Consider the following 22,232-nt stretch of genomic DNA (forward strand, 5'->3'; position numbering starts at 1 on the left):
CGCGCGTTGGCGCGCCCTCCGCCCGCCGGGATGCTCGGGAGACCGCAGCAGACGGAGTACCGAGGCCCGGGAGACGAACATGACCGCACTGTCGCCGCACCTTCGCCAGGCCACGCCCGTGGTGGCGGCCCGCGGAGAGGGCGTCCACCTCTTCGACGAGGACGGCCGCCGCTACCTCGACTTCACCGCCGGCATCGGTGTCACCAGCACCGGCCACTGCCACCCCAAGGTCGTGGCGGCGGCCCGGGAGCAGGTGGGCTCGCTGATCCACGGCCAGTACACGACGGTCATGCACGAGCCGCTGCGCCGTCTGGTGGACAAGCTGGGCGAGGTGCTCCCCGCCGGTCTGGACAGCCTGTTCTTCACCAACTCCGGGAGCGAGGCGGTGGAGGCCGCGCTGCGGCTGGCCCGCCAGGCCACCGGGCGCCCCAACGTCATCGTCTGCCACGGCGGTTTCCACGGGCGTACGGTCGCCGCCGCGTCCATGACGACCTCCGGCACCCGCTTCCGCTCCGGCTTCTCCCCGCTGATGAGCGGTGTGGTCGTCACCCCGTTCCCGGCCGCCTACCGTTACGGCTGGGACGAGGAGACCGCGACCCGTTTCGCCCTGCGGGAGCTGGACTACACCCTGCAGACGATCTCCTCGCCCGCCGACACGGCCGCGATCATCGTCGAGCCGGTCCTCGGGGAGGGCGGTTACGTCCCCGCGAACCGCGTCTTCATGGAGGGTCTGCGGGAGCGGGCCGACCGGCACGGCTTCCTGCTCGTCCTCGACGAGGTGCAGACCGGTGTCGGCCGTACCGGCCGCTTCTGGGGACACGACCACTTCGGGGTCACCCCGGACATTCTCGTCACCGCCAAGGGCCTGGCCAGCGGCTTCCCCCTGTCGGGCATCGCCGCCCCCGAGGAGCTGATGGCCAAGGCGTGGCCCGGCTCGCAGGGCGGGACGTACGGGGCGAACGCCGTCGCCTGCGCCGCCGCCTGTGCCACCCTCGACGTCGTCCGCGAGGAACGGCTCGTGGAGAACGCCGAGGCCATGGGCAAGCGCCTCCGCCACGGCCTGGAGGCGGTCGCGGACCGGACGCCTGGGATCGGCGATGTGCGCGGGCTCGGGCTGATGCTGGCCACCGAGTTCATCACCGAGGACGGCAGCCCCGACCCCGAGACCGCCGCCCGCGTGCAGCGCGCCGCCGTCGACGAGGGCCTGCTCCTGCTGCTGTGCGGCGCGTGGAACCAGGTCGTGCGCATGATCCCGGCGCTCGTCATCGACGAGGCGGCGGTGGACGAGGGACTGCAGGCGTGGGCGACCGCGGTCGAGGCCGGCACCTCGGGAGCGGCACGGCGATGAACGACACCACCACGGCCCTGGAGCTCCTGGCCGCGCGGCTCGCCGAGACCGCGCCCGGCCTGCGGGTGGAGACCGGCCCCGGCACCACCGGTCCCTACGCCTACGACGCCTCCAACTACCGGGTCCCCCCACGGGCCGTGGTGTTCCCCCGCAGCGCCGAGGACGTCGTCGCCGTCGTGCGGGCCTGCCGCGAGGCGGGCATCCCGCTCACCCCGAGGGGCGGCGGCACCAGCATGGCGGGCAACGCCGTCGGCCCCGGTGTCGTGCTGGACTTCTCGCGGTCCATGAACCGGATCCTGGACATCGACGTCGAGGCGCGTACCGCGCGGGTCGAGGCCGGAGTGGTCCTGGACGCGCTGCGGTCCGCCGCCGCCCTGCACGGGCTCACCTTCGGGCCCGACCCGTCCTCGCACAGCCGCTGCACCCTCGGCGGCATGATCGGCAACGACGCGTGCGGCAACCGGTCGGTGCGCGACGGGCGTACCGGCGGTCACGTCGAGGCGCTGGAGATCGTGACGGCCGACGGCGTGCGGGCCGTCGCCGATCACGCCGGACTGCACCCGGTGGACCCCCGGGACGCCGGACTCGTCGCCCGCCTGGAAGCGGACGCACGCCGGCTGATCGCGGACAACCTCGGACCGATCCGGACCGAGCTGGGCCGTATCCCGCGTCAGGTCTCCGGCTACCAGCTGCAGCACCTGCTGCCCGAGCACGGTTTCGACATGGCCCGCGCGCTCGTGGGCACCGAAGGCTCCTGTGCGGTCGTCACCGCCGCGACGGTCCGCCTGGTGGCGACCGCACAGGCCTCCACCCTGCTCACCCTCGGCTACGACGACGTGGTCGACGCCGCCGAGGACGTCCCCGAGATCCTGCGCTGGAACCCCACCGCCGTGGAGGGCATGGACGAGGCGATCGTCTCCACCATGCGCGCCCGGCGCGGCCCGGACTCCGTCACCGGCCTCCCCGAGGGCCGGGCCTGGCTCTACGTCGAACTCGAAGGCGACGACCACGCCGAGGTGGACCGCCGCGCGGCGGAACTCCTGGACACACTCAGGGCGCGGGGCCGGACGACCGGCGGCCGTGTCGTGGAGTCCCCCGCCGAGCGGCGCTCGCTGTGGCGGGTCCGTGAGGACGGGGCGGGGCTCGCCGCCCGGCTCGTCGACGGAGGCGAGTCCTGGCCCGGCTGGGAGGACGCGGCCGTCGCCCCGGAGGACCTGGCCGCCTACCTGCGCGACTTCCGCAAGCTGCTGGTCTCGCACGAGCTGACCGGCGTGCTGTACGGACACTTCGGCGCGGGCTGCGTCCACGTCCGCATCGACTTCGACCTCGCCACGGACACGGGGCGGGCGGCCATGCGCAGGTTTCTCACGGAGGCCGCGGCCCTGGTCGTCGCGCACGGCGGAACCCTGTCCGGTGAGCACGGTGACGGACGGGCGCGCGGCGAACTGCTGCAGGTCATGTACAGCCACCGGATGATCCGGACGTTCGCCGCCTTCAAGGAGGTCTTCGACCCGGAAGGGCTCCTCAATCCCGGCGTCGTCGTCGCCCCGGCGGCCCTCGACGCCGACCTGGCGCTGCACACCCCGTCGACGGTGCTGCCCGTCGAGACCCTCTTCTCCTTCCCGCACGACGAGGACGGCTTCGCGGGAGCCGTACGCCGCTGTGTCGGAGTCAGCCGCTGCCGCAGCGACGCCGGCGGCGTGATGTGTCCCAGCTACCGGGCCACAGGGGAGGAGAACGCCTCGACGCGGGGCCGGGCCCGGCTGCTCCAGGAGATGGTGCGGGGCGGAACCGTCCAGGACGGCTGGCGCTCCACGGAGGTGCGGGACGCCCTCGATCTGTGCCTGTCCTGCAAGGCGTGCTCCAGCGACTGCCCGGTCGGCGTCGACATGGCCACGTACAAGGCCGAGTTCCTGCACCAGCACTACAAGGGCAGGCTCCGGCCCCGCTCCCACTACTCGCTGGGCTGGCTCCCCCTGACGTCCAGGCTCGTCGGCCACGCGGCCCGCCCGGTGAACGCGCTGCTGCGCGGACCCCTCGGGAGACTGCTCGCGCGTCTCGGCGGCGTGACCACCCGACGCCGGATCCCCGCCTTCGCCTCCCGGCACGCGGTACGCCGGGCCCTGCGCACGGCGCGGACCGGTGAGCCGGCGAAGGCGGTGCTCTTCGTCGACAGCTTCACCCGCGCCTTCCGCCCCGAGGTGGCCGGGGCCGCGAGCCGCGTACTCGCCGACGCCGGCATCCCCTGCACGGCCGAGGACGACCTGTGCTGCGGCCTGACCTGGGTGAGCACCGGACAGCTGTCCCTCGCGCGCCGCATCATGGCCCGTACGGTCGCCCGCCTCGACAACGGCGACGACCGGCCCGTCGTCGTGGCCGAGCCCAGCTGCGCCGCCGCCCTCAAGCGGGACGTGCCCGAACTGCTCGGCACCGAGGCCGCCCGCCGCGTCGCGGCCCGCGTCCACACCCTCACCGGCGCCCTGACCGATCTCGCCGCACCGGGCTGGACGCCCCCGGAACTGCCGGACACCGTGGTCCTGCAGACCCACTGCCACGAGTACGCCACCTTCAAGGGCCGCCACCCCCGCGACCTGCTCGGCCGCCTCGGCGTACGCGAGGTCGACGAGGCCGAGGGCTGTTGCGGGCTCGCCGGGAACTTCGGCTTCGAGGAAGAGCACTACGACACCTCGATGGCCGTCGCGGATCTGGCCCTGAAGCCGCGCCTCGACGGCATCACCCCCGACGCCCCGGCCGTCGTCGTGGCCGACGGCTTCAGCTGCGCCACCCAGATCGACCACCTCGCCGGTGACCGGGGTGTTCGTGCCCTGCACCTCGCGGAACTGCTCGACCCCGCTGCCGACCGACCCGGACGACCAGGAGAGAACTCATGACCGACACGCCCACGCAGTTGTTCATCGGCGGCGCCTGGGTGGACGCCGCGGACGGTGCCACCCTGCCCGTCGACGACCCCGCCACCGGCGAGATCCTCTGCCACGTCGCCGACGCCGGCGCCAAGGACGCCAAACTCGCCGAGGAAGCGGCCGTCGCAGCCCAGGAGACCTGGGCGCGCACGGCGCCCCGGGCCCGCAGCGAGATCCTGCGCCGCGCCTACGAGCTCATCATCGAGCGCACCGACGAGCTGGCCCACCTGATGACGGCCGAGATGGGCAAGCCGCTCGCCGAGGCCAGGGGCGAGGTGGCGTACGCGGCGGAGTTCTTCCGCTGGTTCTCCGAGGAGGCCGTGCGCATCGACGGCGGCTCGGGTGTCCTGCCGGACGGCCGCAACCGGATGCTGCTCTCCCGCCGCCCGGTCGGCCCCTGCCTCCTGATCACCCCGTGGAACTTCCCGCTGGCCATGGGCACCCGCAAGATCGGCCCGGCGGTCGCGGCCGGCTGCACGATGGTGCTCAAGCCCGCCCCGCAGACCCCTCTGTCCAGCCTGGCTCTCGCCGCGATCCTCCAGGAGGCCGGGCTGCCGGACGGCGTGCTGAACGTCGTCACCACCTCCCGTGCGGGGGAGGTGTGCGAACCGCTCCTGCGCGGCGGGCGGATCCGCAAACTGTCCTTCACCGGATCCACGGGTGTGGGGCGTCTGCTGCTCGCGCAGAGCGCGGAGGCGGTCGTGCGGACCTCGATGGAGCTGGGCGGGAACGCGCCGTTCGTCGTCTTCGAGGACGCGGATCCGGACAAGGCCGTGGACGGCGCGATGGTCGCCAAGATGCGCAACATGGGAGAGGCGTGCACGGCGGCCAACCGCTTCTTCGTGCACCGGTCCGTGGCGGAGGAGTTCGGACGCCGGCTGGCCGAGCGCATGGGGGCGCTCGTCGTGGGCCCCGGCACCCGGGACGGCGTCGACGTCGGTCCGCTCATCGACCGGACCGGGCGGGCCAAGGTGGAGGAACTGGTCGCCGACGCCGTGGAGCGCGGTGCCCGGGTACTCGTCGGCGGCCGCGCGCCGGAGGGGCCGGGGTGCTTCTACCCGCCGACCGTCCTCACCGACGTCGACCCGGGCAGTCGTCTGATGGACACGGAGATCTTCGGCCCGGTTGCGGCGATCCTCACCTTCGACGACGAGGACGAGGTGATCCGCCGGGCCAACGACACCCCCTGGGGCCTGGTCGGCTACGTCTTCACCGAGAGCCTCGACCGCGCCCTGCGCGTCAGCGAGCGGCTGGAGGTCGGCATGGTCGGACTCAACACGGGCCTCGTCTCCAACCCGGCCGCACCCTTCGGCGGCGTCAAGCAGTCGGGGCTGGGCCGCGAGGGCGGACGGGTCGGGATCGACGAGTTCCTGGAGTACCAGTACCTCGCGGTCCCCGTGAGCTGACGGCGCCCGTGCCCTCGCCCCCGCCGTCCCCTCTCCTCGGCCACGGCCATGTCCACGGCCATGTCCACGGCCGCTCCTCGCCCGAGGGCGCGGCCACCCGTTCTCGAGTCCAGGCAAGGAAGAACATGACGCTCCTGAAGACCATCGACGCTCATCCCTCCTTCGCGCCGCACCGGTCCGGCCCGCTCCCGGAACGTCTGGTCTCCGGCGACCCCGCGTTCATGACCTGGCCCCAGGACATCGCCCGCGGGGAGATGATCCATACGGGGGTCTGGGAAGCGACGCCCGGCGAGACCCGCTCGATCAAGGGCGAGACCTTCGAGTTCTGCCACATCCTCGCCGGACTGGTGGAACTCACCCCGGAAGGCGGCGAACCGGTCGTCTACGGGGCGGGCGACAGCTTTGTCATGAAGCCGGGCTTCGTCGGCGTCTGGAAGACCGTCGAGACCGTGCGCAAGATCTACGTGATCGTGAAGTGATGGCGAAGACCTGCGTGCTCGTCGCGTAACGGCGAAGACCTGCGTGCTCGTCACGTGATGGCGAAGACCTGTGTGCTCGTCACGTGATGCCGACGCACGGCGCCCGCTTCCGCGTCGGCAGACGGCTGTCGGACGGGGCGAGGAACACGGAAGGCGACCGCCTCCAGGACGCGCGGCGACCTGGAGGCGGTCTTCATGTCGCCCCACCGGGCGCGCGTTCGCCGTCGATCCGAGAGGACGATGGCCGCCGATTCCCCCTCGGCAACCATGCGCCTGTCGGCATAAAAATCCAGCGGCGACCACGCCTTGCCAACGTGTGATCACAAGGGGAATGCTGAGGGCGCAGCAGTTCTTGAAAGTTGTACGACCAATGCTTTTCGGACGGGGAAGTGGCGGGCGGGATGCGAGTGCGGGGCACGCGATGTCGGTCGAGCCGGCTGACGTCGGCCGGTGTCCACGCGTGACCGAGGTGGAGTCCCACTTAGGCGTGCACCTCCCGGTCCCCGACATCGGCAGCAAGGGATCCCGCACCGTTCGCCGCCATCGCGGCCGCCGTGCGGCAGTTGCCGTCCTGCGCCCAGCCCTCCCCGGCGCCACACGCGCATCTCGCGGCCCCGACGCGACGACCCCGGACGACGCCGTGCGACAGCGAACGGTGTGTCAGGCGGCCCGCCGGAACGAGGTGTGCCGTCCGCCGAGGTGGTGCGCCCACCCTCTCTCTACCGATACGGAGGAATGATCTATGCGTATTCTCGTCGCCGGAGCCACCGGAGTGATCGGAAAACCCCTGGTGGGAGCGTTGCGGGCCCGGGGTCACGAGGTGAGCGCGCTGGTACGCCCCGAATCACGGGAGCGGGCCCCGGAGGCGGACGCCACGGTGTACGCGGACGCCCTCGACCGCGAGGCCCTGCTGTCGGCGGTGTCGGCCGTCCGTCCCGAGGTGGTGGTCCATCAGATGACGGCGCTGCGCCTGCTGGGCGAGGACCCGGTCGCGGCCTTCGGCCTGACCGCACGGCTGCGTACCGAGGGCACCGCCAACCTGATGGAGGCGGCCCGGCAGGCCGGAGCGGGACGGCTGGTCGCGCAGTCCGTCGCCTTCGCGGCCGCCCCGGCCAAGGACCCGGTCCTCGACGAGGACGCGCCGCTGTACGTGGACGCACCCGATCCCGGCTGGGCCGCCACCGTGCGGGCCGTCGCCGAGTCGGAGCGGCTGGTTCTGGACGGCGGGCCGCTCGCCGGCGCGATACTGCGGTACGGCACGCTGTACGGCCCCGGCACCCTGTACGCCCGCGACGGCGGCGCGGCCCAGGCGGTGCGGGCCGGACAGTTCCCGCTGCCCGGGGACGGCGCCGGGATCACGTCGTTCCTGCACGTGGAGGACGCCGTGGGGGCCACCGTCGCCGCCGTCGAGTCGGAGGCCACCGGGGTGTTCCATGTGACGGACGACGACCCGGCCCCGGCCGCGCAGTGGCTGCCGCACTACGCCCGGACGCTGGGCGGCCCCGCCCCTCGCACGATCCCGGCGGACCTCGCGCCCCGGCTGCTCGGCTGGTACCCGGCCCATCAACTCACCGCCGCCCACGGCGCGGCCAACGACCGGGCCCGTACGGCTCTGGGCTGGAAGCCGCTGCGGCCGAGCTGGCGCGAGGGGCTGGGCCAGGAGTGACCGGCGTGGTCCGGACGACACCCTCGAACGAAGCGATCCTCTGATGAAAGTGGACATGTGAATCCGATCACCACATTACGCCCGTCCGCCGACACCGTGGAGCGGTACCGCAAGGAGGGCTTCTGGCGCGCCGACACCCTCCTGGACGACCTGGCGCGGTGGAGTGCCGAGACTCCCGACGCCCCTGCCCTTCTCGTGCCGGAGACCGTCACGGGGAACCAGGGCCTCGTGGAAATGAGCTACGCCCGGTACGCCGCGTACGTGGACCGCTTCGCGGGCGCGTTGCACGCGCTGGGGGTGCGCAGCGGTCAGGTCGTCGCGATGCAGGTGCCGAACGTCTGGCAGGTCGGACCGCTGCTCCTGGCGTGCGCCCGGCTCGGCGCCGTCGCCGCGCCCATCATGTGCGCCTTCCGCCCCCGTGAGCTGGAGCGGATGCTCCGCCGGCTGGACGCCGTCGTCTGCGTGACCATCGACCGGTGGGACGACTTCGCACACGCCGCCGCGCTGGCCGAGATGGCACCCCGGCTGCCGGCACTGCGCCACCGCGTGGTGCTCGGCGAGCGCACCGCCGACGGGGGCGACGGGGAACTCGACTTCCGCGAGTTCTTCGAGGACACGGAGCACGCCACCCTGCCGGATCCGTCCGTGGTGGACCCGGACCGGGTCTCCCTGGTGCTGTTCACCTCCGGTACCTCGGGTGAGCCGAAGGCCGTGCTGCACACCCTCAACACCCTGTATGCCTGGTACGGCCCCGTCGCGGCCGCCGACGGCATCGGCCCGCACAGCCGCGTCTACTCGCCGAACGCGGCGACGCACATCGTCGGCCTCACCATGGGGATCTTCATGCCGCTGCACCGCGGAGGGTGCGCGGTCATGACCGGCCGCTGGGCGCCGGAGGCCATCGTCCCCTTCCTGGACCGGGCCCAGGTCACGTGGATGGTCATCGTCCCGGTCCATCTCTCCGCGCTGATCGACGCGATGGAAGGCACCTCGCGGCGACTGGACACCGTGCGCATCATCCGCGCGGGAGGCACCACGGTCCCGCAGCCGCTGTTCAGGCGGGTGACGGAGACCTTCGGCATCCCCTTGGACGTCGGCTGGGGCATGACGGAGGGCGCCAACACCTTCACCCGCGTCGGAGAGCACCCGGAGCTGGCCGGACGCACGGTCGGGCGGTGCGCGCCCGGCCACGAGATCGACCTGCGGGCCGACCACCCGATCGGCGACGACCGGCCCGGGCGTCTCTTCGTGCGCAGCCCTTCGCTGTGCCTGGCCACCTGGGGCCGGGACGACGGCCGTCTGACCGTGCTGGCCGAGCACGACGACGGCTGGTACGACACCGGTGACCTCGCGGCGCCGGACGGCCACGGCGGCATCCGGCTCCACGGCCGTGCCGAGGACCGGATCGGCGTCATCATGATCCCGGTCAGCGACGTGGAGTCGACACTGCTGGATCACCCCGACGTACGGGATGTCGCCCTGGTCGGCTACCCGGACGGCCACGGAGGCGAGCTGGCCTGCGCGGTCGTCGTCCCGGGGGAGCGGACGCCCACCCTCGAAGGGCTGCGCGACTGGCTCGGCGGGCTCGGGATGAGCGAGTGGTGCCTGCCCTCCCGCCTGGAGCTCCTGCCCCGACTGCCGCGCAACGAGACCGGCAAGGTACGGAAGAACCTGCTCCGGGAACGGCTTCGGCTCCGCTCCGACTGACCGAGAGGGGTCCGGGTCGCCCGGGAGAACATCCCCGGGCGACCCGCTCGCGTCGGTTCACCGCGTGAACGGGGGACCGCAGGCCGCGGGAGCGGTACCGCCGAGGGCTAGGACGCCCGGCGGGCCGTGGTGACGAAGAAGGTCGCCGTCGCGGTGAAGGCGTTCCGGCGCGAGAGATCGCTCAGGTCGTCCTTCCACCGCGCCGCCTCCTCCTCGCCGACGACGCCTTGGGTGAGCGCCGCCGTGAGGGCCGGTTCCAGGACCACACCGAACGCGGACGCGTGGTCGTTCAGCGTCGCCATGATCGGAACGATGTCGATGTCGGTGAAGCCCGCGTCGGCGAGGTGGGGGGCGCTGCGGGTGCCGGAGTGGGGGTTCGGGACGGCCGAACAGAAGGCGTGCTTGACCGCCTCGGTCGTCCCGGGGATCCGTGAACTCACCACCATCGAACCGAGATCGGGGTCCGCGAGCACGATGGTCCCGCCCGGCTTCAGCACCCTGCGGGCCTCGGACAGCGCCTCGGCGGGATCGCCGAAGTGGAGGAAGGTCCGCTCGGACCGGTACCACGACAGTTCACCGTCCTCGAACGGCAGCTCGAAGGCGCTGCCTTGGACGAAGCGGCAGTCCGGGAACCTGGCCAGAGCGGCGTCGACCATGGCCTGGCTGCTGTCGACGCCGACCGCGTCCTTTCCGAGCCGTACGAGATCCGCCACGGCGCGGCCGGCGCCGCACCCGACGTCGGTTCCCCTGCCTCCGGCGGTCTCCAGGGCGCGGTAGGTGGTCTCCCGTACCGCGCGACCGCTCTCGCTCTCCTCCATCTTCCGCAGATAGGCGATGAAGTCCTCGGGGACGCCGGAGGAGTCGACGTCGTGGAAGCGTGCGGCAAGGCTCTCGGCCGTGCGTGGTCCGGTGGTGTCCACGTGCTGCTGTCTCCCGTCGGGGGTGCCAGAAGTGTGCGTGCGAGTGGCGCTTGTTGAAAGTCAAAGCAGCGTATCAGCAAGGGAGTTGGGGACCCTGAGTGCCAAACTGGTCCGGAGGGAGGTGTGGACACCTCGGGCCGAAGTCTCCTAGCCTTGCTGACAACCCATCAGGATCGCCGATGTGACCCGACGGCGCGGTAGCCATCGACTCCTGGTGTTTCCGAGCGGTTGCCCCCGCTCGGCGTCATGGCCCGCCGAAGCATCCCTGGCGGGCCGAAGCGGCGACGTTCCGCTACGGCATCGGCATTCCGCTACGGCATCGGCGCGGCAGCGCGCGCCCCAAGCCTGGCAGTCATCTGTTCAGGAAGGGGACGGCATTGTCATGTCCATGAACATCAGGAGGGTCGCAACCGCACGCTGGCCCGCCATCGCTTCGGCTCTGCTCCTGGTCGCGACCGCTCTCGTCGCCAACCTGTCCGGCGCGACGCCGGCCTCGGCGCACCCGATCAACGCGGCCGACTTCCAGCAGGTCCAACTGGCCCGCGGGGTCACGGAGGTCGGCGAGCCGATGTCGTTGGCCGTACTCGCCGACCGGTCGGTGCTGCACACCGCCCGCAACGGGACCGTGCGCCGCACCGACGCCAACGGCACCACCACGGTCATCGGCACCGTCCCCGTCTACACGCACGACGAGGACGGCCTCCAGGGCATCGGCATCGACCCGGGGTTCGCCACCAACCGGCACATCTACCTCTACTACGCCCCGCCGCTGTCCACGCCGGGAGGCGACGCACCGACCACCGGCGGCAACTGGTCGGCGTGGCAGGGCGTCAACCGCCTCTCCCGGTTCACGCTCAACGGCGACTTCACGATCAACCAGTCCAGCAAGGTGGACATTCTCGACGTGTCGGCGGACCGGGGCATCTGCTGCCACGCCGGCGGAGACATCGACTTCGACGCGGCAGGCAACCTGTACCTGTCCACCGGCGACGACACCAACCCGTTCGAGTCCGCCGGGTACTCCCCCCTGGACGAACGGACCAACCGCAACCCGGCGTTCGACGCGCAACGCACCGCCGCCAACACCAACGACCTGCGCGGCAAGATCCTGCGGATCAAGGTGAACGCCAACGGGTCGTACGCGATCCCGGAAGGCAACCTGTTCCCGCCCGGGACGGCGAAGACCCGGCCGGAGATCTACGCGATGGGCTTGCGCAACCCCTTCCGGATGAGCGTGGACAAGGCCACCGGCGTCGTCCACGTCGGCGACTACGGCCCCGACGCCGGGGCCACCTCGGCGCGCGGACCGCAGGGCCAGGTCGAGTTCAATCGCATCACGAGCCCCGGTTTCTACGGCTGGCCGTACTGCAACGGCACGAACACGAACGCCGAGACGTTCGCCGAATGGGACTTCGCCACCAATACGGCGGGCGCCAAGTACAACTGCTCGGGCGGAGCGACGAACAACTCGTTCCGCAACACCGGCCTGAGCACGCTGCCCCCCGCCAAGGCCGCCTGGATCCGCTACGGCGGCGACGCCGGCAGTCCGCCGGCGTTCGGCGGCGGCTCGGAGTCGCCGATGGCGGGCCCGGTGTACCGCTACGACCCCGACCTCAACTCGCCCACGAAGTTCCCGCAGTCGTTCGACGGGCAGTTCTTCGCCACGGAGTTCGGCCGCGGCTGGATCAAGCCGATCCACCTCAATGCCGACGGCTCCCCGGGGACCATCGACAGCTTCCCCTGGACCGGCAAGCAGGTGATCGACTCGGCCTTCGGCCCGGACGGCTCCTACTACGTGCTGGACTACGGCACCGGGTATTACCAGGGCGACCAGAACTCCGCCCTGTACCGCTTCGACTACGTCGGCGTCGGCAACCGCGCGCCCACGGCGGTGGCCGGCGCCAACCGGACGTCCGGCGCGGCGCCGCTGACCGTGACCTTCTCCTCGGCCGGCTCGTCCGACCCCGACGGTGGGGCACTGACCTATGCGTGGAGCTTCGGCGACGGCACCGGCTCCACCGCGGCCAACCCGACGAAGACGTACGACACGAACGGGAACTACACGGCCACGCTGACCGTGCGCGACCCGCAGGGTGCCACCGGCACCGCCGACGTGCGGATCACCGTCGGCAACACCGCGCCGACCGTGACCATCGACAGACCTGCCGCGGGGGAGATCTTCGCCTTCGGCGACACCGTGCCGTTCGCCGTCACCGTGACGGATCCGGAGGACGGGACCGTCGACTGCGCCAAGGTGAAGATGACGTACATCGTCGGTCACGACAGCCACGGCCACCCGGTCACCTCGAAGACCGGGTGCTCGGGCACGATCACCGTCCCGGTCGACGGCGAGCACGACGACGCGGCGAACATCTTCGGGGTCTTCGACGCCGAGTACACCGACAGCGCCGGGCTCACCACGCACACCCAGCACATCCTGCAGCCCAAGCACCGGCAGGCCGAGCACCACAAGACGTCGTCCGGCATCAGCATCCTGGACAAGTCGACCGCCGAGGGCGGCAAGTCCGTCGGTGACATCGAGAACGGCGACTGGATCGCGTTCGAGCCGTACAGGCTGAGCAACGCCACGTCGTTCAGTGCCCGGGTGTCGTCGGCCGGCGCGGGTGGCACGCTGCAGGTCCGGGCCGGCTCGCCGACCGGCACCGTCCTCGGCTCCGCCACCGTCCCGGTCACCGGCTCGTGGACGAACTTCACCACGGTCAACGGCTCGGTCTCCGGGGCACCGCTCGGCACCACCACCCTCTACCTGACCTTCGCCGGCGGCTCCGGATACCTCTTCGACGTCGACGCGTTCACCTTCGACACCGGGGGAGGCCCGTCCGTGGGGCCGATCGTGGGGGTCGCGGGCAAGTGTCTGGATGTCCGTGACGGCGGTTCGGCGGATGGGACGGCCGTGCAGATCTCGTCGTGTACGGGTGCGGTGAGGCAGCAGTGGACGGTGGCGTCGGGGTCGACGGTCAAGGCGTTGGGCAAGTGTCTGGACGTCAGCGGCAACAGTACGGCGGACGGGGCGAAGGTCCAGTTGTGGTCCTGCAACGGTGGTGCCAACCAGAACTGGCAGGCGTCCACGGACGGATCGCTGCGGAACCCGCGGTCGGGCAAGTGCCTGGACGTCAACGGCGCGAACACCTCGGACGGCACCCTCGTGAACCTGTGGACCTGCCACGGCGGCGCCAACCAGAAATGGACCCTGCCCTGATGCCGGTCACCAAGAAGGGAGTGACGCACATGCGCAGTCGACCCCGGACCCTGCTCGGCGGGGCCGCCACGGCACTCGCCACCCTGGTCCTTCTCGGCCAGCCCCACCCCGTCCATGCCGCCGACACGGCCTACGACGTCCTCGTGTTCTCCAGGACGGCCGGGTTCCGGCACGACTCGATCCCGGCGGGGATCCAGGCCATCCGCGAGCTCGGCACGGCGAACAGCTTCACGGTGACGGCCACGGAGGACGGCGGCCAGTTCACCACCGGCAACCTGAGCCGCTACGAGGCGGTGGTCTTCCTCAACACCACCGGCGACGTCCTGAACGACACCCAGCAGTCGGCGTTCCAGTCGTACATCGGCTCGGGCGGCGGCTTCGTCGGCGTCCACTCGGCCGCGGACACCGAGTACGACTGGCCGTTCTACGGCGACCTGGTCGGCGCCTGGTTCGCCTCGCACCCCGCCGTCCAGCGGGCCGACGTCAAGGTGGAAGGGCGGGCGCACGCGGCGACCGCCCATCTGCCGCAGACCTGGACCCGCACCGACGAGTGGTACAACTTCCGGACCAACCCCCGCACCACCGCGCGCGTGCTCACCACGCTGGACGAGTCGTCGTACTCGGGTGGCTCGATGGGGGCCGACCACCCGCACAGCTGGTGCAAGACCCACTCGGGCGGCCGGGCCTTCTACACCGGCGGCGGGCACAGTCAGGCGTCCTACGCGGAACCGGCGTTCCGGGCGCACCTGCTCGGCGGCATCCGGTACGCGGCAGGCCGGACCAAGGCCGACTGCCGGCCCGAGACCGGCTATACGACCCTCTACAACGGCTCCACCACCGGCTGGTCACAGGCCGGCCCGGGCGGCTTCACCAACGCGGACGCCACCCTCGCCTCGAACGGCGGTCTGGGCATGCTCTGGTACAGCGCCCGTCAGTTCACCACCTACTCGCTGAAGCTGGACTGGAAGATGCCCGGCGACGACAACTCCGGCGTGGTCGTGGGCTTCCCGCCGACGAACGACCCGCAGGCGGCACTGGACAGCGGCTACGAGGTCCAGATCGACGCCACGGACGCGCCCGACCGTACGACGGGCTCGATCTACGCCGTGAAGGCCCCGGACACGGCCGCCCGGGACGCGGCGCTCAATCCACCGGGCGAGTGGAACACCTTCGAGGTGCTGGTGGAGGGTGAACGGCTCCAGGTCTGGCTCAACGGCGTGAAGATCAATGACTTCACCAACACGAATCCCGCCCGCTCGCTCGCCGGGCACGTCGGCATCCAGAACCACGGCACGGGGGACGACGTGTCGTTCCGCAACGTCCGGATCAAGGATCTCGGCGGCAGCCCGCCACCCACCCCCGGCGCGGGGCCGATCGTGGGGGTCGCGGGCAAGTGTCTGGATGTCCGTGACGGCGGTTCGGCGGATGGGGCGGCCGTGCAGATCTCGTCGTGTACGGGTGCGGCGAGGCAGCAGTGGACGGTGGCGTCGGGGTCGACGGTCAAGGCGTTGGGCAAGTGCCTGGACGTCAGCGGCAACAGTACGGCGGACGGGGCGAAGGTCCAGTTGTGGTCCTGCAACGGTGGTGCCAACCAGAACTGGCAGGCGTCCACGGACGGATCGCTGCGGAACCCGCGGTCGGGCAAGTGCCTGGACGTCAACGGCGCGAACACCTCGGACGGCACCCTCGTGAACCTGTGGACCTGCCACGGCGGCGCCAACCAGAAATGGACTCTGCCCTGAGCTGACGCGGCACGCCCAAAGGGCCACCTCCCAGGAGGAGGTGGCCCTCTCGTGCGTCTAGGCTCGCGCCCAGCGCTGGTTGGCGCCGTCGTGGCAGTTCCAGACCACGACCGCGGAACCGTTGGCGGTGCTCGCGCCGTTGACGTCCAGGCACAAGCCGTTCTGCACGTTACGGACCGTGCCGTTGGCGGTGAGGGCCCACTGCTGGTTGGCGCCACCGTTGCAGTCCTGGATCTGCACCCGCGTGCCGGCGGCGGCGCCGGTGGGAACGTTCAGGCACTTGCCCAGCACCTGCAGCGCCTGACCGTTCTGGGTGAGCTGCTGGTTGGCGTTGCCGTGGCAGTCCCAGATGATCATCGGTGTGCCGTTGGCCGCGTTCGCGCCGTTGACGTCCAGGCACCGGCCCGAACCCTCGTTGCGCAGCCGGAACGTGGTCGGGTCCGGCGGGGTGGGATCCGAGCCGTCGAGCCGCGTGAAGAAGTTCCACACCACCGCCCGGGTCCACGACCGCTCACCCGGTTCGTAGTCGCCGGGCGATCCGTCGACGGGACCCGGTGTATGGCCCGCGTCGAACGCGGCCCATGCCACGGGGTAGCCGGCGCGGCACCCCGAGTAGGTCGTGACGACATGGGTGAGGCTGCCCCGCGCCGGCTCCGGCGGGTTCTGGGCGGTGCAGCCGTTGTTCCGGACGAACCTGTCACGCAGCGAACGTCCCGTGGCGATCGGGAGCACCGGGTCCCGCAAACCGTGCAGTCCGATGTACGCGACCGGCTGGGTACCGCCGTTGCATCCGCTCAGCTGACCGCCCGCGTACACGGCGACCGCGCGGAACACGGTCGGCCGGGCGCACGCGAGCGCGAAGCTCATGCCGCCGCCGTAGCTGAAACCCCCGGCGAAGCGCTGGTTCGTGTCGACACACAGGCCCGCGTCGATCTGCCTGACCATGTCGTCGACGAAGGTCAGGTCCTCGCCGCCCGAGTTGGCCCAGCCGTTGCCGAGGCCCTGGGGCGCGACGAAGATCGCGCTGTCGTTCGAGATCGCGCGCAGTCCGTAGTACGACCAGGGGTATCCGCTGGTTCCGCCCGAGTCGACGTCATTGGCGGTGCCGCCGTTCCAGTGGAAGCCGAAGACCACTCGGTACGGGCGGTTGCTGTCGTAGGTGGCGGGCACCCGCAGGATGTAGTTCCGCGTCTTTCCGCTGCTCTGGATCGAGCGCGGACCACTCGACAGCGTGGGCGGCTTGCCGCATCCGGCGCTCGGAGCGGCGGAGGGGGCCTCGGCCGCGGCGGCGGACGTCAGTCCGATGCCGCTGATGCCGGCCGCGGCGAGTAACAGGGCGATGGCCACGGCGATCGGTGTGCGCCATCGGTGACGGTTGGTGCCTTGTCGCCTCATGTTTCTCCCTTCGTGGATGAGCGGTTCAGCGGTAGCCGGCCGCGACGATGTCGGCCTGTACCGCGTTGTCGGTCGCGTCGGACGGGTAGCCGGACACCATCGCGCCCTCGTAGAAGGTGCCGGCGCTGAGGTTCGCGCCGCCGCCGGGCTTGCAGCAGTCACCACCGCTGCCGAGGATGATCGCGCCCTGTTTCTTCATGGGGCTGTAGCCGGGCGGCAGCGCGCCGTCCCAGAGCGTGGTCAGGCCGCCGGTCTGGGCGTCGGCACCCCTGAGCGCGAAACGGCTCGTCCCGTTGTTCTTCAGCATCGCCGTCACGAACTTGCCATTGAAGGCCCGCTGGTTCGTGTTCCAGCTCTGACTCCCGCCGGAGTAGAGCCCCCATTCGAGGTCGGCCTGGACCCAGGGCCCTCGGCCGGCGCACCCGCCGAACCAGCACTGGGTGCTGAAGTTGATCGCGTCCATCGCCCCGGCCGCGTCGGCCGCCCGGGTCGTCTCACTGTTGCCGTAGTCGAAGCAGCAGCCGCCGTTGACATGGGTCCCGCTGGTCACCATGTACATGCCTTCGGGGGCGCTGCCCGTCGGCACGCCGGTCAGGTGGCCGTCCCGCCAGTAGCTGTTGCCGGGGTTGATGTAGAGCGAGTAGACCTTGCTGCCGCCGACCGTCAGCGACTCCGACGTCGCGGTCGCCGGGCGGCTCTGGGGGGAGCCGGGAACGACACTCGATCCCTGGTACCACAGGTCGTTCCCGCGGCCGGACTGGTCGTAGACGACGGTGATCACACAGGCGGTCCCGGCGCAGAACGAGTCCTGAGCCGCCGCGTCCGCGGCGCCCCCCGCGCTCCGGACGCCGATGTTCCGGGTCGTGCTGTCGGACGAGCGCCGGACCTGGTAGAGGTTGCCGTTGTAGGTGCCGTAGAGGGCTCGTACGGTGCTGTGGGCGGCGATGCAGGGGGTGCCGCCCGAGGCGTAGATGTCGCACGTGCCCCCGTCGCCCGGGTCCGGCGGGTCGGGCGGGTCCGGCGGCGGGGTCGGCGAGCTCCACTGCTGGTTGGTGCCGCCGTTGCAGGACCAGAGGATGGCCCTGGTGCCGTTGGCGGTGCCGCCGGCGTTGGCGTCGAGGCAGAGTCCGGACTGGACGCCGGTGATGGTGCCGTTGGGGTTGACGTTCCATTGTTGGTTGGTCTGGCCGTTGCAGTCCCAGACGATGACCTGGGTGCCGTTGGTGGTGCCGCCTCCGTTGGCGTCGAGGCATTTGTTGCCGGGGACGGTCAGTTGTCTGCCGGTGGTGTAGGTCCAGGTCTGTCCGGTCGCGCCGGTGCAGTCCTGGAGTCGGGTCTGGGTGCCGTTGGCGGTGCCGGTGCCGGGGACGGTCAGGCAGCGGCCGGACTGCGCGCCCACGAGCGTGGCGCTCTGCCCGGGCTCGATCGGTGCCGCCACCGCCGTGGCGCCGACGGCGACCAGCACCAGGGCGGTGCCCAGCGCGGACAGACGTCCGTACCAGCGGGGACTGGATATGCGAAAGACCATGGCGGTTCCTCACCTGGTCGTGGGAAGGGATGCCCGGCGTCCGAGCACGCCGGGCATCCACCGGACGGGCTGTACGGCGGTGAACCGCCACTGCTGGTTCGTGCCGCTGTGGCAGCCCCACTGCAGGAGCCGTGCGCCGTCGGCCGTCGAGGCGCCGTTGACGTCGACGCACAGTCCACTGGGGACGCTCTTCATCGTGTACACGCCCGCCGTGGCCGACGGGGTGACGAGGAACTTCTGCGGATTGCCGTTGTCGCAGGTGGACTGCTGCAGGAACGCCCCCTGGGTGGTGGACCCGCCCGTGACGGCGAGGCACTTGTCGCTGTGCGCCGCCTTCAGGTAGACGGCGCCGCCACCGGCGTCGACGGCCTGCCACTTCTGGTTGTCGGCGCCGGTGGCCGGCCACTGGACGACCTGGGCGCCGTCCGCGGTCGAGGCGCCGTTGACGTCCATGAACTTGCCGCTGTGCTGCGCCGCGACCGTCCAGGTACGACCGGCGACGCCACCACCGCCACCGCCGCCCGGTTCGCCGACCCCGTTGCCGCCGAAGGTGAGCGAGTCGAGGTCGAACCAGTTGTTCGAGGTGCCCTTGAACACCAGGTAGAGCGGGTGCGAGCCGGAGAGGTCGGCTGTGTTCACCGCCGCCGTGGACTGGTAGGTGTTCCAGCCGCCGGTGCCGGGCACCGGTGTCGTGGCCAGGAGCGTCCCGGTCGGGGAGTCGGCGCGCAGTTCGATCGATCCGCCGCCGCTCGGCGACGACAGGCGGTAGCGCACGCTCGTGACGCCCGACAGGCTCATGGGTTTGAACGAGATCCAGTCGCCGTCGGAGATGTCGCCGACCCGCTTGCCGCTCTCCGCGCCGGCCTGCTCGACGATCTGCACACCCGACTGGTCGGAGTAGAACTCGGCCTGCTTGTGCTTGGGTTGGAGGATCGCCTGGGCGTAACCGGTGAGCGGGTTCGCTCCGCCGGGGCCGCCGTCGTCGGTGTAGCGGGCGTTGAGGACGTAGTACAGGTTGGCGCCGTCGGGGTGCCCGCCCAGCAGCGACGTGTCGATGGTCCCCGAGCACCCCGGATGGTCCGTGGTCTCGTGCTGATGGTCGTCGTGGCCGAGAGCGGGGTTGACGAACACCTTGGCGCAGTCGACGGGCCCGCCGCCGGGGTCCGACACGGTCACCTTGTACGGGACGCGGTCGCCGAAGTCGAGCATGCCGCCGTTGGAGGGAAGGGTGAGGGTGACGGTCGGTGCGGTGTTGCCCACGGTGATCGGCACGTTGGCGAAGGCCGTCCTGCCGGTGTTGTCGGTGACCTTGAGCTGGGCGGTGTAGTTGCCGTTGGCGGTGTAGGTGTGGGACGGGTTGGCCGCCGTGGACGTGGTGCCGTCGCCGAACGTCCAGTGGTAGCCGAGCGTGCTGCCGGGATCGGGGTCCGTCGACCCCGCGCTGCTGAACCGCACGTCCAGTGGCGCGTCCCCGTTGGTGGGCGTCCCGGTGGCCTTGGCGATCGGTGACCGTCCGCCGTGGTGGTAGTCGATGCGGTAGAGACCCGAGTCGTTGTTGCCACCGGAGAAGTTGTTGCCCCATTCGAGCAGGTACAGCGAGCCGTCCGGCCCGAACTCCATGTCCATCGGCTTGAGGAACTTGGCACCGGGCAGGAAGGGGTTGGTCCGGGTGACCGCGGTCGCGGAGTCGAAGTGGACCTCCTTGACCGTGTGGCGCGACCACTCGTAGAAGAAGTGGACCCCGTCGTAGTAGGGCGGGAACTTCGTGTCGGACGGGTTGGCGGCGTCGTAGCGGTAGACCGGTCCGCCCATCGGCCCCGAGCCGCCGGAGCCGAGTTCGGGGAAGTTCGGTGAGACGCCGTAGCCGTACCACATGTTCGGCGCGACGATCGGCTTGAGGTTGGTCAGGCCGGTGTTGTTCGGCGAGTTGTTGACCGGCGCGTTGCAGTTGAACTTGGCGCCGACGACGCCGGTGCTCGGGTTGTAGGGCGCGTAGGCCTGGTTGTCTCCGTGGCAGAACGGCCAGCCGTAGTTGCCCGGTGTCTTGATGACGTTCAGCTCGACGAGCCCTTCGGGGCCGCGGTTGGTCGTGGGCGGGTTCCGGTCCGGGCCGTAGTCGGCGACGTAGACCCAGCCGTTCTCCGGGTCGATCGAGAAGCGGAACGGGTTGCGGAAGCCCATCGCGTAGATCTCCGGCCGGGTCTGCGCCGTGCCCTGCGGGTAGAGGTTGCCGGCCGGGACGGTGTAACCGCCGTCGACCGAGGGCCGGATGCGCAGGAGCTTGCCCCGCAGGTCGTTGGTGTTGCCGGCGGTGCGGGCGGCGTCGAGGTTGGCCTTGCCCTGCCGCCAGTCCAGCGGGGCGTAGCCCTGCCAGGCGGGGTCGAGGTTCGGCGGGACGTCGTCCCCGGTGCCGATGTAGAGGTTCTTGTCGGGGCCGAACTCGATGTACCCGCCCGTGTGTCCGGGCTCGGCGAACGTGCGGTCACGGGTCGCGGGGATGTCGATGATCGTCACCTGGCTCGACATGTTCAGGGTGTCGCCGGTGAGCGTGAACCGGGAGACCCGGTTGATGTCGTTCGGGACTCCGGCCGGGGAGTGATACAGGTACACGTAGCCGTTCCCGGCGAAGTCGGGGTCGAGAGCCAGGCCGGTGAGGCCGTCCTCGCCGCCGGTGTAGACGTTGAGCGTGGCGGCTGTCACGGTCCTGTTGGTGGACGGTTTGAAGATCTTCAGCTGCCCGCCCCGCTGGACGTAGAGCACCCGCCCGTCCGGGGCGACCGCGAGGGCCATCGGGTCCGCGGTGTTGTCGTCGAGGGTGCGCTTCTCGAAGTTGCTCCACACGGTGCCGCCGCAGTCGCCGGACTCCTTGCCGGCCGCCCACTCGACGCCTCCGAGGACGTGGTTACGGAAAGGGGTCTCGCTGTAGGCGGCGCTCGCGTGCCCCATGGCGGTGGCCCACACGCGGCCGCCGCCGGTGTTGCGGCACCAGGAGATGGGGTGGTCCGGCCCCATGGCGCGAGGGCCCGGGTCGTACGTCCGCTCGTCCGCGGTGACCAGGACGTGGACGTCGCCGCGGGGGTTGCGGTCGAAGTTGTACCACTCCTCGCTGCGGTTCCAACGGTCCGGCAGGCCGGCCGTCGACGGGTGCTTCCCGTCCGCGACGACGGCGGTGCCGGCCAGCACGCCGGGGGAGTGCTCCGGCATGTGTGCGCCGCCGTTGACGGTCTGGTCCCACCACGGGTACTCGTTCTCGATGCCCATGTCCGTGGCGTTGTGGATCGAGACGATGCCCTTGCCGCTGGCGAGGTAGCCCTCCACCGCCTGACGTTGGGACGCCGTGGTCCACACCATTCCCGAGGTCTGGAACATGATGAGCACGTCGAAGGTGGCGAGATTCGCCGCCGTGAAAACGCTGGAGTCCTCGCTGTGGACCAACTCGAAGTTGTTGGCCGCCGCCTGCTCCCGGAACATCGCCAGGCCGGCCGGGATCGAATCGTGCCGGTAGCCGGCCGTCTTCGTGAAGACCAGTGCTCGGAAGGCCGGCGCCGCTGACGCCGGTTGGGCGATGACGAGCGACAGGAGCACGCTCACGATCGCCCCGAAGATCAATGTGATGCGACGCATGCCGTCTCCTATTCGGCGGAGCAACGATGGCATGACCACGGACACGCGCCGGCCGCACCTGCGATGCGCCGGAGTACAGAGGCGTGTCGGAGGCGTGCGTGTGCCGTCAGCTCGTCGTCCCGTCCGCCGTGACGGGCAGTCAGGTCCCTACGGAAGAGAGGGGGGCGTCACACAAGATGCGACCGTCTCCCGTGGTCTGCCGGTCAGCATGCAGCGGGCTTTCGCAACAGTCAATATGGATCGGGTGCCGACGATTCCATAACACATTTCTCGTAT

Annotated in this window: 12 protein-coding genes; 8 read left to right on the forward strand and 4 right to left on the reverse strand. The window is 70.9% G+C overall.

The genetic code is table 11. The annotated features are described in order from the left end of the window. The first annotated feature begins 79 nt into the window (after positions 1-79). The 6 genes from PYR72_RS40740 (at position 80) to PYR72_RS40765 (ending at position 9,527) form a co-directional block, all read left to right on the forward strand. Complete coding sequence (locus tag PYR72_RS40740; RefSeq protein WP_275459935.1) at positions 80-1,348, forward strand: aminotransferase class III-fold pyridoxal phosphate-dependent enzyme; 1,269 nt, start codon at positions 80-82, stop codon at positions 1,346-1,348. Further along, entirely contained in the window at positions 1,345-4,239 is a 2,895-nt protein-coding gene (locus PYR72_RS40745) for an FAD-binding and (Fe-S)-binding domain-containing protein (RefSeq protein WP_275459936.1), read from the forward strand. Before PYR72_RS40740 ends, PYR72_RS40745 begins: the two co-directional genes overlap by 4 nt. Further along, the gene (locus PYR72_RS40750; RefSeq protein ID WP_275459937.1) at positions 4,236-5,675 is read left to right on the forward strand and encodes an NAD-dependent succinate-semialdehyde dehydrogenase; all 1,440 of its coding nucleotides are present in this window, start codon (positions 4,236-4,238) and stop codon (positions 5,673-5,675) included. The genes PYR72_RS40745 and PYR72_RS40750 overlap by 4 nt, the downstream gene beginning before the upstream one ends. A gap of 125 nt (positions 5,676-5,800) precedes the next feature. Continuing rightward, positions 5,801-6,154 carry a cupin domain-containing protein gene (locus tag PYR72_RS40755; RefSeq protein ID WP_275459938.1) on the forward strand — a complete coding sequence of 118 codons (354 nt, stop codon included), beginning with the start codon at positions 5,801-5,803 and terminating at the stop codon, positions 6,152-6,154. A 742-nt stretch (positions 6,155-6,896) separates the two neighbouring features. Continuing rightward, a complete protein-coding gene (locus PYR72_RS40760; RefSeq protein WP_275459939.1) occupies positions 6,897-7,820 on the forward strand; it encodes an NAD(P)-dependent oxidoreductase in 924 nt (307 codons plus the stop codon). A 57-nt stretch (positions 7,821-7,877) separates the two neighbouring features. After that, entirely contained in the window at positions 7,878-9,527 is a 1,650-nt protein-coding gene (locus tag PYR72_RS40765) for an AMP-binding protein (RefSeq protein ID WP_275459940.1), read from the forward strand. Between the two features lie 107 nt (positions 9,528-9,634). On the opposite strand, the gene PYR72_RS40770 is transcribed toward PYR72_RS40765, so the two are convergent. Continuing rightward, positions 9,635-10,447 (reverse strand): methyltransferase domain-containing protein, encoded by an 813-nt coding sequence (locus tag PYR72_RS40770; protein WP_275459941.1) that lies wholly within the window; start codon positions 10,445-10,447, stop codon positions 9,635-9,637. A gap of 382 nt (positions 10,448-10,829) precedes the next feature. Between PYR72_RS40770 and PYR72_RS40775 the strand changes: the two genes are divergently transcribed. Together PYR72_RS40775 and PYR72_RS40780 are read left to right on the forward strand one after the other, a co-directional pair. After that, positions 10,830-13,667 (forward strand): carbohydrate-binding protein, encoded by a 2,838-nt coding sequence (locus tag PYR72_RS40775; protein WP_275459942.1) that lies wholly within the window; start codon positions 10,830-10,832, stop codon positions 13,665-13,667. Between the two features lie 29 nt (positions 13,668-13,696). Next, positions 13,697-15,409 (forward strand): ThuA domain-containing protein, encoded by a 1,713-nt coding sequence (locus tag PYR72_RS40780; RefSeq protein WP_275459943.1) that lies wholly within the window; start codon positions 13,697-13,699, stop codon positions 15,407-15,409. 57 nt (positions 15,410-15,466) lie between these two features. Here PYR72_RS40780 and PYR72_RS40785 read toward each other — a convergent pair whose 3' ends face one another. The 3 genes from PYR72_RS40785 to PYR72_RS40795 are packed head-to-tail and all read right to left on the reverse strand — an operon-like array spanning position 15,467 to position 21,956. Beyond that, a complete protein-coding gene (locus PYR72_RS40785) occupies positions 15,467-16,804 on the reverse strand; it encodes a ricin-type beta-trefoil lectin domain protein (protein ID WP_275459944.1) in 1,338 nt (445 codons plus the stop codon). A gap of 25 nt (positions 16,805-16,829) precedes the next feature. After that, positions 16,830-18,332, reverse strand: a complete 1,503-nt coding sequence (locus tag PYR72_RS40790; protein WP_275459945.1) for an arabinofuranosidase catalytic domain-containing protein — start codon at positions 18,330-18,332, stop codon at positions 16,830-16,832. A gap of 9 nt (positions 18,333-18,341) precedes the next feature. Continuing rightward, positions 18,342-21,956, reverse strand: coding sequence for a ThuA domain-containing protein (locus tag PYR72_RS40795; protein WP_275459946.1), 3,615 nt, complete (start codon positions 21,954-21,956; stop codon positions 18,342-18,344). Between the last annotated feature and the right edge of the window lie 276 nt (positions 21,957-22,232).

It is taken from the genome of Streptomyces sp. VNUA24, from assembly GCF_029167005.1.
Taxonomy (GTDB): Bacteria; Actinomycetota; Actinomycetes; order Streptomycetales; family Streptomycetaceae; genus Streptomyces; species Streptomyces scabiei.